13 protein-coding genes are annotated in these 12,379 nt (G+C 67.3%); 5 read left to right on the top strand and 8 right to left on the bottom strand.

Annotated elements, in window-relative coordinates; translation table 11 throughout:
* Positions 1–85 precede the first annotated feature (85 nt).
* Positions 86–964, bottom strand: coding sequence for a LysR family transcriptional regulator (locus tag N7422_RS10195; RefSeq protein WP_279806399.1), 879 nt, complete (start codon positions 962–964; stop codon positions 86–88).
* A gap of 101 nt (positions 965–1,065) precedes the next feature.
* On the opposite strand from N7422_RS10195, the gene N7422_RS10190 reads away from it, so the two are divergent.
* Positions 1,066–1,494 (top strand): PACE efflux transporter, encoded by a 429-nt coding sequence (locus N7422_RS10190; protein WP_279806398.1) that lies wholly within the window; start codon positions 1,066–1,068, stop codon positions 1,492–1,494.
* 30 nt (positions 1,495–1,524) lie between these two features.
* Here the strand turns inward: N7422_RS10190 and N7422_RS10185 are convergent, their stop codons facing one another.
* Positions 1,525–2,511: a hypothetical protein gene (locus N7422_RS10185; protein ID WP_279806397.1), complete on the bottom strand. Its 987-nt coding sequence runs from the start codon at positions 2,509–2,511 to the stop codon at positions 1,525–1,527.
* A 176-nt stretch (positions 2,512–2,687) separates the two neighbouring features.
* On the bottom strand, positions 2,688–3,131 hold the full coding sequence (locus N7422_RS10180) for a GNAT family N-acetyltransferase (RefSeq protein WP_279806396.1): 444 nt from the start codon (positions 3,129–3,131) through the stop codon (positions 2,688–2,690).
* Positions 3,132–3,235: 104 nt separating this feature from the next.
* On the opposite strand from N7422_RS10180, the gene N7422_RS10175 reads away from it, so the two are divergent.
* Positions 3,236–3,817, top strand: coding sequence for an isochorismatase family protein (locus N7422_RS10175; RefSeq protein WP_279806395.1), 582 nt, complete (start codon positions 3,236–3,238; stop codon positions 3,815–3,817).
* Here the strand turns inward: N7422_RS10175 and N7422_RS10170 are convergent.
* On the bottom strand, positions 3,789–4,430 hold the full coding sequence (locus tag N7422_RS10170; protein ID WP_279806394.1) for an HD domain-containing protein: 642 nt from the start codon (positions 4,428–4,430) through the stop codon (positions 3,789–3,791). The two genes, N7422_RS10175 and N7422_RS10170, sit on opposite strands and share 29 nt — an antisense overlap.
* 137 nt (positions 4,431–4,567) lie before the next feature.
* On the opposite strand from N7422_RS10170, the gene N7422_RS10165 reads away from it, so the two are divergent.
* The gene (locus N7422_RS10165; RefSeq protein WP_279806393.1) at positions 4,568–5,530 is read left to right on the top strand and encodes a helix-turn-helix domain-containing protein; all 963 of its coding nucleotides are present in this window, start codon (positions 4,568–4,570) and stop codon (positions 5,528–5,530) included.
* Here the strand turns inward: N7422_RS10165 and N7422_RS10160 are convergent.
* From N7422_RS10160 to N7422_RS10145, 4 genes are all read right to left on the bottom strand, one after another.
* Positions 5,512–6,207 (bottom strand): GntR family transcriptional regulator, encoded by a 696-nt coding sequence (locus N7422_RS10160; protein WP_279806392.1) that lies wholly within the window; start codon positions 6,205–6,207, stop codon positions 5,512–5,514. The genes N7422_RS10165 and N7422_RS10160 overlap by 19 nt on opposite strands.
* Before the next feature lie 15 nt (positions 6,208–6,222).
* A complete protein-coding gene (locus tag N7422_RS10155) occupies positions 6,223–6,927 on the bottom strand; it encodes an FCD domain-containing protein (protein WP_279806391.1) in 705 nt (234 codons plus the stop codon).
* A 70-nt stretch (positions 6,928–6,997) separates the two neighbouring features.
* Positions 6,998–8,308 (bottom strand): C4-dicarboxylate transporter DctA, encoded by a 1,311-nt coding sequence (locus N7422_RS10150; RefSeq protein ID WP_279806390.1) that lies wholly within the window; start codon positions 8,306–8,308, stop codon positions 6,998–7,000.
* Between the two features lie 208 nt (positions 8,309–8,516).
* A complete protein-coding gene (locus N7422_RS10145; protein ID WP_279806389.1) occupies positions 8,517–8,831 on the bottom strand; it encodes a helix-turn-helix transcriptional regulator in 315 nt (104 codons plus the stop codon).
* Between the two features lie 275 nt (positions 8,832–9,106).
* Here N7422_RS10145 and N7422_RS10140 point away from each other — a divergent pair, with 275 nt between their 5' ends.
* Together N7422_RS10140 and N7422_RS10135 are read left to right on the top strand one after the other, a co-directional pair.
* Positions 9,107–10,672: a PAS domain-containing methyl-accepting chemotaxis protein gene (locus N7422_RS10140; RefSeq protein ID WP_279806388.1), complete on the top strand. Its 1,566-nt coding sequence runs from the start codon at positions 9,107–9,109 to the stop codon at positions 10,670–10,672.
* 12 nt (positions 10,673–10,684) lie between these two features.
* A complete protein-coding gene (locus N7422_RS10135) occupies positions 10,685–12,373 on the top strand; it encodes a GGDEF and EAL domain-containing protein (protein ID WP_279806387.1) in 1,689 nt (562 codons plus the stop codon).
* Positions 12,374–12,379 lie beyond the last annotated feature (6 nt).

Genomic DNA, 12,379 nt, shown 5'->3' with positions numbered 1-12,379 from the left:
TTGCAACGCTATCGGCCGGATCGGAAAAATGTTGAAAGACTAAATGTCGCAGTGCCTGGCTGATTTGCCCTGAGTTGGTGACCAGTCATGTCGGCGCAAGCAGGCTCACCAGCAACCGGGCCGCTTGCCCGAGAGGCTGCTGCCTGAGCCAGAAGGCATTCACCGGCAGCTGCAGTTCGTTGCGGGTGTTCTGGAATTCCAGGCGCACCAGGCGCCCGGCGGCGAGCAGGGGCGCGACCCGCGACAGCGGCAGGTCACCCCAGCCCAGGCCGGCCTCGACCATCTGCACGGCCAGGTCGAGGCTGTCGGTGCGCCAGTGCGAGGTGCCGATCAGCGAGCGTGGGTCGGACAACGGCAGGTCGCGGCTGCGCACCAGAATCTGGCGCAGGTTGACCAGATCCTCGAGCTGGCGGATGCGCCCCTCGCGCAGGGCCGGATGATGCGGTGACAGTGTGGCCACCAGCGACTCCATGGCGATCTGCTGAAAGCTGCGCCGCGGATCCACCTGCAGGCCGGCGAAGGCCAGGCACAGGCCGACCCGGCCGCTGTCGAGCAGTTGCAGGGCGTCTTCCTGCGGGGCGGCGAACAGTTCGATGTCGAGCAGCGGGTAGCGCTCGCCCAGGCGGGCGATGGCCTCGAGCAGCGGGCGCTGGTCGATATCGGGGACCACGGCGATCGCCAGGCTGCTTTCCAGGCCGCGCGACAATTCCAGCGCGTGCACCTCCAGCAATCCCAGCTGCTCGGCGATCAGCCGCGCATGGGGCTCCAGGGCCTGGGCCTGGGCGGTGGGCCGCGCCTCGCGCGCGCCCCGTTCGAACAGCGGATAGCCCAGCTCGGCCTCAAGGTTGCCGATGGCCATGCTGACCGCCGAAGGCACTCGCCCCAAAGCCCGGGCGGCAGCGGAAAACGAGCCGCGGTCGAGCACGGCGAGGAACAGCAGGATGGTGTCGCTGGAAAAGTTCATGGCAGTCTCCTTTCACTGAATCTGAAAGCTGCCGACTTTTTCTGTCAAGTTTGTTGATGCATTCTTGCCGCCTTCGTGAAACCCGCAACAAGGTAAAGCCGGTGCAAGGACTCAAACGCAAACTGGTCTACGTGACCTTCTATGAACTGATCGGCCTGTGCATGTCGACGCTGGGCCTGGCCTATCTGTCCAATACCCAGGCCTCGCACACCGGCCCGCTGGCGGTGATGATCACCACCATCGCCATGGTCTGGAACCTCATCTACAACAGCCTGTTCGAGTGGTGGGAGAGCCGCCAGGCCAGGCGCGGGCGCAGTGTCGGGCGGCGGGTGGCGCATGCCATCGGCTTTCAGCTGACCCTGGTGGTGTACCTGATCCCGCTGATCGCCTGGTGGCTGGACATGACCCTGCTGGAGGCGTTCGTGGTGGACCTGGCGTTCATCCTCCTGGTGCCGTGCTACACGTTCATCTACAACTGGGCGTTCGACCGGATTTTCGGCTTGCCTACCTCGGCGTTGGCGCCAGCCTGAGTTCTGTTGTAGGAGCGCGTTGCCTGCAGATCACGGCGCCCGATAGCCCAGCAAACTGTCCTCCACCTGCCCCGACAGGTAGTACACCCCGGACATGGCCCCGCTCTGGCGGTTCTCCATCAGTTCCTGCCATTCCTGGTTCAGCGCGACATTGAGGATCACCCGCAGCTGCTCGACCATCTGCGGCTGTTCACGGTCGTGGGTGATCATGCCGTAGCCGGTCACCGCCACCGAGATCATCGCCCCGGCTGCCTTGCCCACCGCCGCGGCGATAGCGCTGGCCGCGCCGCGTGGTGCCAGGCTGGCACCGAGCTTCTCGCTGGCCTGGGTGGCCACCGACGACAGCCCCGCCTCGGTCTGGCCGGGGGCCTTGGCTTGCTGGTGCAGGTGTTCGCGCAGCGACTGCCAGGCCGGCTGCTGGTCGAGCGACTTGGCCCGCAGCAGCAGGTAGAGCGAGGCGTTGCGCGCATCCGGTGGCCCCAGGGCGATGACCGGGATGCGGTTCAGGCGCTGGCTGAACTGCTCGGGCGGGGCGTTGTAGCGCTGGATGATCGCCGGCAGTTGCTGGGCGAGCAGCTGCAGGTACAGCTCGCTGGCGCGGTCGCGGATGCCCTCGGGGTCGATCTGCTCGGCCACCGGCTCGATGACCCGTTCGTGGTACTGCTCTTGCAGGTACAGGCCCAGGCGCTTTTCCGGCGTCTCGCTGCCGTTGCCGCTGTTCATCTTGTACCAGGCCACCTTGAGCGTGAGCCATTGCTGGGTCCAGTAGCCGGTGAACCAGGGGATGAAGTTGTTCTCGGTGCGTTGCTGCACCTGCTCCTTCCACACGCGCATGGAGCGACGGGCATAGTCGTTGGCCGAACCTGCGGCGGCCACGGAGGCGTCGAGAATCTCCCGGTCGATGCGTTGCCAGACGGCGGGCGGGAGGTTTTGCGGCGGGGGCGGGGGACGTTTGCCGGCGCAGCCGGCGAGGGCCAGCAGGAGGCAGAGCGGGAAAATCACAAAAAGGGATTTCACGCGAGGTGCCTCCTTGAAAGAGGCTGGAATGTCTATTGGAGTATAGGTTCGTCCTGACTGCCTTTTCGCGGGCAAGCCCGCTCCCACAGGGGCCGTACAGTCGCAGTCCCTGTGGGAGCGGGCTTGCCCGCGATGGGCCGCAGAGCGGCCCCTTTTGCAGGCTTGAATGACATTGTTCAGCCCTCTCGCTTGAGGTGCAGCAACGGATACGGATCGCCCTGCCCATCCACCTCGGACCGCCCGACCTGGACGAACCCGTGCTTGAGGTAGAACCCCACCGCCTGCGGGTTCTGCTCATTGACGTCGACCTCGCGCACGCCCAACTGCTCGACCACCTCGGCCAGCAGCGCCTTGCCGATACCCTGGCCGCGGCAGGCCGGGTCGACGAACAGCATTTCCAGCTTGCCCTCGTGCGCCCCGGCAAACCCTTGGATCTGGCCGTCGGCGTCCCGCCAGGCGCGCAGCTGGACGAAGCCCAGATACTGTTCGCGGACCAACGGGCGCAGGCGCTCGATGTAGCCGTCGGGCAAAAAGTCGTGGGTGGCCCGCACCGAGGCTTCCCACAGATCGGCAAGCCGATCGAAATGTTCCGCGCCCACCGGCGCGATGCTGTGTTTCATGTTGGCCTCCAGGGCATCGTGATGAATCGGCGGGCATGGTACGGCACGCTCCGACGGCTGCGCTATGCTCGGCGTTCCGTTCACTGCGCACGCCGGAGCACGCGATGACCCTCGACCCCGTCCCTCAGGCCGACGCCTTGCTGTTGGTGGATGTGCAATGCGCGTTCATGCAGGGCGCCGATGCGGTGCCGGCGCATCTCGCCCTGCAGGTGAGCATCGCCCGGCTGTTGGCGCGGGCGCGGCGGGCCGGGGTGGCGGTGATCTTCCTGCAGAACGACGGTGCGCCCGGCAGCCCGGACGCCCCGCACACGGCTGGCTGGCCGCTGTATTTCCCGGCGGCGCCTGGCGAGCACGTGCTGTTCAAGAGCGAGGACGACGGCTTCGTCGAGACCGGGCTGCAAGCGCTGCTGCAGGCACTGGGCGTGCGGCGCCTGGCCCTGTGCGGCCTGCTCTCGCAGATGTGTCTGGCCGCCACCGCCCGCGCCGCCCTGCAACGGGGCTTCGAGGTGCTGTTGCCCCACGATGCCCATGCCACCTATGACGTGCCGCCGGGGCCGGGCGGGTCGCCAGGCGTGCCCGCCGCCCTGGCGGCGCGGGCGGCGGAGTGGTCGCTGGGCGATGAGGTGCGGATCCTGCCGGGTGTCGACGCGGTGGTGTTCAGCTCGGCCAGCCCGACTGGCGGATGATGCTGCAGAAATTGCCGGGGCGGAACGCGGTTTCCTTGTCGGCGATGACATCGGCCTTGACGTTGCCGAAGGTGGTCTGCGGCTTGTGCCGGATGCCATCGTAGAACGCCTGGATGATCGCTTCCTTGAAGCGCTCGCCACGGGGATGGGCCTGCACCACGGCATCGCGCTCCCCGGCGGGCAAATGTTCGTGGTGCAGGCCGAGCACATCGGTCTCGACCCCGGCGGTGACCAGCGCGATCAGCGGGTGCATGTGCTCGGGGATGCCCGGGGTGGTGTGCAGGGCGATGGCGGTCCAGACCCGCTCGACATCGCGTTCGGCGATGCGGTGGCGCTGGAGGAAGTCGCGGGCGGCATTGGCGCCGTCGACCTCGAAGCGGCAGCAATCGCTGCTGTGCGCCTGGGTCAGGCCCATGTCGTGGAACATGCAGCCGCAATAGAGCAGTTCGCTGTCGAACTTCAGGCCCAGGCGGCGACCGGCGAGGGCGGCGAAGTAGTACACGCGGCTGGAGTGGTGGAACAGCAGGGGCGAGGCGGTGTCGCGCACCAGCTCGGTGATTTCCCGGGCCATGGCGCTGTCGGGGATGTGGATGCCGGCGATGGCGGTGGACATGGTGGCGTTCCTCGGTAGGTGAGGTGTCCAGTGTGCGGGGGGCGATTTTTGTCCTCAATTGACGTAATACGCCAAATGCTGCCATTGTCCGCCAGGCAAGGACGCCGTCCCTGTGTATCGTCATCGAGACCGAACCCATGCCCATCACCCTTGCCATCCTCGCCATGCCCGGTGTCCAGCTGCTGGACGCCTGCGGCCCGCTCGACGTCTTCGCCGAGGCCAACCGCCAGGCCGGGCACCCAGCCTATCGCCTGCTGTTGCTGGCCTGCGAGCCCGGGCCGCTGGTCAGCTCGTCGGGGGCGAAACTGCTCCCGGATGGCTGGATCGGTGAGGAACTCGAACCCTTCGACACCTTGTTGATCGCCGGCACGCCACAGGCCGCCGAGTTGCATCTGCGCAGTGGCATCCTCGACTGGTTGCGGCGGCGGGCCGCCCTGAGTCGCCGCTATGGCTCGGTATGTACCGGCGCCTTCGCCCTGGCTGCCGCCGGGCTGCTCGACGAGCGCCGCATCACCACCCACTGGGCGGTGGCCGAGGCGCTGGCGCAGCGCTACCCGCAGGTCACGGTGGAGGCCGACGCGATCCAGGTGCACGACGGCAAGGTGCGCACCGCCGCAGGCGTGACCGCCGGGCTGGACCTGGCGCTGGCGCTGGTGGAGGAAGACCTGGGCCGGGACATCGCCAAGCGGGTGGCGAGCCAGTTGGTGATGTACTTCAAGCGCCCGGGCGGCCAGCTGCAGTTCAGTCGCCAGGGCGCGTCGTCAGCGCTGGGGCGCTCGGCGCTGCAGGGCGTGCAGCGCTACGTGGCGGCTCATCCGGCGCAGGACCACGGCGTCGCCCGGCTGGCGGCGCGGGTCGGTCTGAGCCCTCGGCATTTCGCCCGGCTGTTCCAGGCCGATGTCGGCATGACCCCCGCGGCCTGGGTCGAACTGGCGCGGGTCAATGCCGCCCGCGAGCGTCTGGAGGGTGGGCTGGAAGCGCCCAAGCAGGTGGCGGCGCTGTGCGGCTTCGCCAACGCCGATACCCTGCGCCGGGCGTTCGTGCGGCACGTCGGGGTGACCCCCGTCGAGTACCGCAAGCGTTACGCGCAGCCGGTCTGATCCAGGTCGAGCTTGGCTTCCAGGCGGTCCAGGTGCTCGTGCATCAGCGCCAGGGCCGCGGCACCATCGCCGCGCTCCACGGCATCGATGATCGCCGCGTGTTCTTCCCATGCGCAGTGCTCGCAGCAGGGTGATTCGTAGCGGGCGATGATCAGCGAGGTCATCGGCACCAGGCCGTCGAGAAAGCGCGCCAGCGGTGCATTGGCGGCCATCTGCGCCAGTTTCATGTGGAACTCGCCGCCCAGGCGGATCGCCGTGCAGCGCTCGCCACGTTCATGGTGCTGGCGCTCGCGCTCGACCAGCTGGCGCAGCTGGCGGATCTGCGCCGGGCGCGCGCGCTGGGTGGCCAGGCCGATCAGCGTGGTCTCGGCCAGGCGCCGGGCGCTGAGCACCTGGCGCGCCTGCTGCGGGTCGGGGGCGGCCAGGTGCGCGGTGTGGCTGGGGCGCTGCACCACCACCTGCTGGTCGGACAGGCGTCCGAGCACCCGGCGGATCACCGTGCGGCTCACGCCGAAGGCGTTGCCCAGCGCCTGCTCGGGCAGGGCGCTGCCGGGTGGCAGGCGCTGTTCGAGGATGGCGTCGAACAGCCGGGGGTAGATCTGCTCCGCCGACAGGCGGGTCTCGCCGGCGCCGAGCAGGGCTGGCAGGCGGGGGGCGGCTGGGGCGCAGGCGGTCATGGTCGCTCTCCTTATTTACTCAAGGACCTGGTCGGGGATGTTCAGGGCGATGCCCATGCGCTGGCCTTCGGCGAGGATGTGCCGGCGCATCTGCAGGCTGGCCAGGGCGCTGTTGCGCTCGCGAATGGCGCGCACCACCGCTTCGTTTTCGCTCAGCCGCGCAGCCAGGTGTTCGGGGGAGTTGCGCAGCATCTCGGCGCTCTGCTTGAGGGCATTGCCGGTCTGCTGCACCACGCTCTGGAAGATCGGATTGGTGGTCAGCGCGAACAGCGCTTCGTGGAAGGCGATGTAGGCGTTGAAGCCGGCTTCGCTGTCGCTGGCCTCCAGCGCTTCGCGCATGTCCATCAGGGTCAGGCGCAGCTGGCCGATGTCCTGGCTGCCGGCCGATTGCGCCACCAGGCCGGCGATGAAGGGTTCGAGGGTGTAGCGCAGTTCGAGCACGTCGGCCAGGCTGGCCTGGGCCACGGTTTCCTGCGCCTGTTCCTGGGCCTGGGCGGCCTCGATGTCGAGCACCAGCACGCCCTTGCCGGGTAGCGAGCGCACCAGGCCGAGGGTCTCCAGCACGGTCACCGCTTCGCGCAGGCTGGGGCGGCTGATGCCCAGCTGCTCGGCCAGTTCGCGCTGGCCGGGCAGCATGTCGCCGCTGCGCCACTGGCCGCGGGCCAGGGCCTGGCGGAGTTTCTCCACCACTGAATTGACTACGGTAGACGAGCTGATCACGGTTCGCTCCTTGGTTGACGCGGCATCCATGCCCTTGGCCGGCCGGCGCTGGGCGCCGGCGGCCTGAGGCTTAGAATTCCTGTTGATGGGCCTGGCCCTGCTTGCGGGTTATCGGGGCGAAGCCGGGTTTGTTGGCCAGCACGTTGTGGGCCCGCTCCAGGTCGATGTCTTTCTCCCAGCGGGCGATGGCCACGGTGGCCACGCAGTTGCCGATCAGGTTGGTCAGCGCCCGGCCGATGCCCATGAACCAGTCCACGGCCAGCACCAGCACCAGGCCGACCACGGGGATCGCCGGGACCGCGGTGAGTGTAGCGGCCAGGATCACCAGCGCCGAGCCCGGGATGCCGTGGGCGCCCTTGGAGGTCACCAGCGACACCAGCAGGATGGTCAGCAGGTCGCTCATGGCCAGCGGCGTGCCGGTGGCGTTGGCGATGAAGACGATGGCCAGGGTCAGGTAGATGGAGAAGCCGTCGAGGTTGAACGAGTAGCCGGTGGGGATCACCAGGCCGACGGTGGAGCTGCCGATGCCGAGGTGCTCGAGCTTGCGCATCACCTGCGGCAGCACGGCGTCGGAGGAGGCGGTGCCGAGGACGATGGACAGCTCTTCGCGCAGGTACTTGATGAAGGGCAGCAGCTTCAGGCCCGACAGGCGCATCACCGTGCCGAGCACGATCAGCACGAACCCGGCACAGGTCAGGTAGAACAGCGCCACCAGACCGCCCAGGTGCTGCAGCGAGCTCAGGCCGTATTTGCTGGTGGTGAAGGCGATGGCGCCGAACACGCCGATCGGCGCCAGGCGCACGATCATGCCCATGATGCGGAAGATCACGTGGCTCAGTTCGTTGATCAGCCGGGAAATCCCCGAGGCCGATTCGCCGACCAGGTTCAACGCGCTGCCGAACAGCACCGAGAACAGCAGCACCTGGAGGATGTTGTTGTCGGCGAAGGCCCCGACCACCGAGGTGGGGATCAGGTCCATCAGGAAGGTGGTGGTGCCGTGGATGTGCTGGCCACGCTCGGCCAGGGCGCCGGCGTCGGCGCTGGACAGCTGGTCGAGGTGGATGTTGGCGCCACTGCCGATGCCGCTGGTGAAGGCGAACACCAGGCCGATCACCAGGGCCAGGGTGGTCAGCACTTCGAAGTAGATCACCGATTTCAGGCCGATGCGCCCGACCTTCTTCAGGTCGCCCGCGCCGGAGATGCCACTGACCACCACGCAGAACACGATCAGGCCGATGAGCATCTTGATCAGCTTGATGAAGCCGTCACCCAGGGGTTTGAGTTGCAGGGAAAGGTCGGGGAAGCTCAAGCCGCAGACGATGCCGAGGGCAAGGCCGAGCACAACCTGGAGGAAGATCGAACGCGAACACCATTTGAGCATGGGAGGGATCTCGGGTCGGTGTCCTTGCCCCCCAGCCACACGGAGCGAAAGAGTGCAGGACTTAATTATTGTGGTCTTACCGGTTTGTTCACTGCCGGGTCATGGAACTCCGAAATTTCCCACATTGCAAGGCTTTTTGGCCTGACCGGTCTGACCAGTTGTGGTGCAGTGACAGCGAAGCTGCTCTAGCGTGGTGCGCGGGGGGATTTCACGGCTTGGCAAGTACCTGATCGACGGCAGCGATCAGCTTGCCCAGGTCCTTGGGCGGGGCGTTGTGGATGACACCGAAGAGGTAGGCGCGCTGTTCTTCTTCGTCGTCGGGCTCGGCGAAGAAGACTTTGGGTTTGACCCCCAGCGTCCTGGCGAAGCTGACCAGGGTCTCGACACTGGGGGTATAGGCGCCGGTTTCGAAGCGGCTGATGGTCTTGGGGTCGAAGCCGGTTTGCTCGCCCAGCTGCGCCTGAGTGAGGCCCGCCAGTTTGCGGTAGCGGCGCAGGGCTGGGCCTAGACCTGTTCTCGTCATCGCTCAATTCCCATTTAGAATCAAGCACTTAACGATATATATCGATATGGCGCAACGCCACGATCCATCACCTTTATTTGCAAAATGTGATGGAATTCGTAGAATTCGCCGCTTTGATTGATCAGTCATTCAAGTAATCGTCCAGGGCGATCCGGCCATCCGCCGGCCCGTGTGCAAGCGTTGTCGGACATTGGAGCTGATCCTGGACGAACGGTTCCGATGCCCTTGACCCCTGTCAGGCAGCTCGTCGGGCCGGGTATGAATGGAGTCTCATCGTGCGTCTGAACCTGCCGGTCAATCCGGTCGAGCAAAGCTTTCCCGAGCACCAGCGGCTCATTTCGGCGACCGACACGGCCAGCCTGATCACCTACTGCAACGCCGAGTTCGCCGCCATCAGCGGCTACAGCCAGGAAGAGCTGATTGGCAGCCCGCACAACCTGGTGCGCCACCCGGACATGCCCGAGGCGGTGTTCGAACTGATGTGGCAGTACCTCAAGGCTGGGCGCAGCTGGATGGGCATCGTCAAGAACCGCTGCCGGAACGGCAATTTCTATTGGGTCAACGCCTACGTCACGCCGATGCTCGAGAACGGCCAGGTGATCGGCTATGAGTCGGTGCGCGTGCGTCCTACCCGCGAGCAGGTGGCCCGTGCCGAGGCCTTGTACGCCCGCCTGCGCGAAGGCCGGGCGGCGCTGACGCCGGCCCGGCGCTTGGCCTTGCTCGGGCGGGCCATGGCCCTGCCGTTGCTGGCGGGCGGCCTGGCCGTCGGCGCCAACCGGCTGTGGCCGGGCCTGCCGGCGCAGGCGCTGACCCTGACGCTGTTCGCCGCTGTCGGCCTGTGGGCGCAAAGCCGCATGGGCCGCCACCTGCGGCGCATCGTCCAAGTGGCCGACAACACCTTCAGCGACCCGGTGGCGGCGCTGACCTACAGTGACCTGCCCGGCGCCGCCGGGCAGCTGGAGCTGATCCTGATCAGCGAAGAGGCACGCCTGAAGACCGCGCTCACCCGCCTCAGCGACCTCGCCGCGCAGATGGCCGATGCCGCCCAGGACGCCGGGCGGCTGTCGCGCAGTACCGAGTCGGCCTTGCTCGAGCAACGCGCCGAAACCGATCTGACCGCCACCGCCATGACCGAGATGGCCGCATCCATCGGCGAGGTCGCCGGGCATGTGCAACTGACCGCGGAGCAGGCGCACACCGCCCACCTGCTGGCCGAACAGGGCAGCCAGGTGGCCGACGCCACGGGATCGGCGATCCAGGGCCTGGCCGGCACGGTCGGGCAGATCAACCAGGCGGTCAACGACCTGGCCGGTCAGACCGGTGCCATCGCCGAGGCGGCCGGGATGATCCGCGCCATCGCCGAACAGACCAACCTGCTGGCGCTCAACGCCGCCATCGAGGCGGCCCGGGCCGGCGAGCAGGGCCGCGGCTTCGCGGTGGTGGCCGACGAAGTGCGCGCCCTGGCCGACAAGACCCGACAGTCCACGCTGCACATCCAGTCGATCATCGACAGCCTGCGCGGTGGCGCCGAGCAGGCGGTGAGCATCGCCAGCCTGGGCATCGAAGGCGCGCAGGAAGGGGTCGACCAGGTCGCCCTGACCCAAGAGGCCCTGCAAGGCATCCGCCACGCGGTGCAACGCATCAGCGACATGAGCCAGCAGATGGCCGCGGCCTCGCAGGAGCAGTCCAGCGTGGCCGAGGATGTCTCGCGGCAGATCAACGGGGTGGCCGGCACGGTCCAGCAGAGCGCCCGCCGTGCCAATGCCGCCGCGGTGCGCGGGGCGGAACTTGAGCAGGTGTGCGCCGGCTTGCGCGCCCTGGTGGAGCGCTTCAACCGCTAGGTTGCGAAGTTTATGGACGACAACTACCGCGCGGCCGTCGACGCGGCCGCGATCTTTTCCGAAACCGACCTGCGCGGTCGCATCACCTACGTCAACCAGCAGTTCTGCAGCATCTCCGGCTACAGCCGGGAGGAACTGCTCGGGGCCAACCACCGCATCCTCAATTCCGGGTTGCACGAGCCGACGTTCTTCCTCGAGATGTGGCGCGCCCTGACGGCGGGCCGGGTGTGGAAGGGCGAGATCTGCAACCGCGCCAAGGATGGTTCGCTGTACTGGGTGGACAGCACCATGGTGCCGCTGATCGACCCGCACACCGGCAGGGTGCGCAAGTACGTGTCGATCCGCTTCGACGTCACCGAGAAGCGCCAGTTGCTGCACACCTTGCAGTGGCGCGTGGGGCACGACGTGCTGACCGGCCTGCCCAACCGCGCCTACCTCTCCGACCTGCTCAACCAGGCCCTGGCGTTCTCCCGTCGCGAACGCATCCCGCTGGCGGTGTGCATGCTCGACCTGGACGGCTTCAAGGCGGTCAACGACGGCTATGGCCATGCCACCGGCGACCTGCTGCTGGTGGAGGTGGCCCAGCGCCTGCAGGGCATCCTGCGCGGCGGCGACGCGGTGGCGCGATTGTCGGGCGACGAGTTCGTGCTGATCCTGCGCCACATCGAAGGCCCACAGCAGTTGCACGCGGCGCTGCAGCGGATCCTGCAGGGCCTGGCGGCGCCCTATGTGATCCGCGAGCATCCGTTGGCGCTCAGCGCCAGCATTGGCGTGACCCTGTTTCCGCAGGACGACGAGGATGCCGACACCCTGGTGCGTCACGCCGATCAGGCGATGTACGTGGCCAAGCAGCGCGGACGCAACCGTTACCACCTGTTCGACGTGTCCCAGGAGCTGGAGCTCAAGGCCACCCACCAGACGGTGGCTCGCGTGCGCCAGGCGCTGCGCCAGGACGAGCTGTGCCTGCACTACCAGCCCAAGGTGAACATGCGCAGTGGCCAGGTGATCGGTTTCGAAGCGTTGCTGCGCTGGATGCACCCGTCGAAAGGGCCGGTACCGCCCGGAGAATTCCTGCCCCTGGTCGAACAGACCGACCTGATCGTCGAGCTGGGCGAATGGGTCATCGACCAGGCCCTGAGCCAGCTGCAGCAATGGCGGCTGTCGGGGCGGGACTGGTCGCTGAGCGTGAACATCGCCGCGCGCCAGTTGCAGCGGGGCGACTTTGCCGAGCGTCTGGCACAGTTGCTCGGGCAATACCCGGGGGTCGAGCCGGCCCGGCTGGACCTGGAGATCGTCGAGTCGGTCGCCATCGACAACCTGGCTCGCGTCGGACACTGCCTCGATGCCTGCCGCGCACTCGGCGTGCGCTTCTCGCTGGACGACTTCGGCACCGGCTACTCCTCGTTGAGCTACCTCAAGCGCCTGCCGGCGCAGACCATCAAGGTCGACAAATCCTTCGTGCGCGACATCCTCCATGACCATGACGACCTGGCCCTGACCGGCGCGGTGATCGGCCTTGCGCGTGCGTTCGGGCGGGAAGTGGTGGCCGAGGGCGTGGAGACCATCGAGCATGGGCGGGTGCTGATGGGGCTGGGTTGCGAACTGGCCCAGGGCTATGGGATCGCGCGGCCGATGCCGGCCAGCGAAGTGGCCGGATGGGTGGCGGGCTATGCCCAGCCACCCGAGTGGCGAGTGCGGTAGGCGAAG

The organism is Pseudomonas sp. GD04091 (genome assembly GCF_029836165.1).
Lineage (GTDB): Bacteria > Pseudomonadota > Gammaproteobacteria > Pseudomonadales > Pseudomonadaceae > Aquipseudomonas.
The sequence above is the reverse complement of the archived record's forward strand: the minus strand, read 5'-3'. Positions and strand labels throughout refer to the sequence as shown.

Coding starts and splice junctions, on each gene's coding strand:
- N7422_RS10160 (WP_279806392.1), bottom strand. CDS start 6,207: ATGACCGCCTGCGCCCCAGCCGCCCCCCGCCTGCCAGCCCTGCTCGGC.
- N7422_RS10170 (WP_279806394.1), bottom strand. CDS start 4,430: ATGTCCACCGCCATCGCCGGCATCCACATCCCCGACAGCGCCATGGCC.
- N7422_RS10135 (WP_279806387.1), top strand. CDS start 10,685: ATGGACGACAACTACCGCGCGGCCGTCGACGCGGCCGCGATCTTTTCC.
- N7422_RS10165 (WP_279806393.1), top strand. CDS start 4,568: ATGCCCATCACCCTTGCCATCCTCGCCATGCCCGGTGTCCAGCTGCTG.
- N7422_RS10195 (WP_279806399.1), bottom strand. CDS start 964: ATGAACTTTTCCAGCGACACCATCCTGCTGTTCCTCGCCGTGCTCGAC.
- N7422_RS10150 (WP_279806390.1), bottom strand. CDS start 8,308: ATGCTCAAATGGTGTTCGCGTTCGATCTTCCTCCAGGTTGTGCTCGGC.
- N7422_RS10175 (WP_279806395.1), top strand. CDS start 3,236: ATGACCCTCGACCCCGTCCCTCAGGCCGACGCCTTGCTGTTGGTGGAT.
- N7422_RS10180 (WP_279806396.1), bottom strand. CDS start 3,131: ATGAAACACAGCATCGCGCCGGTGGGCGCGGAACATTTCGATCGGCTT.
- N7422_RS10145 (WP_279806389.1), bottom strand. CDS start 8,831: ATGACGAGAACAGGTCTAGGCCCAGCCCTGCGCCGCTACCGCAAACTG.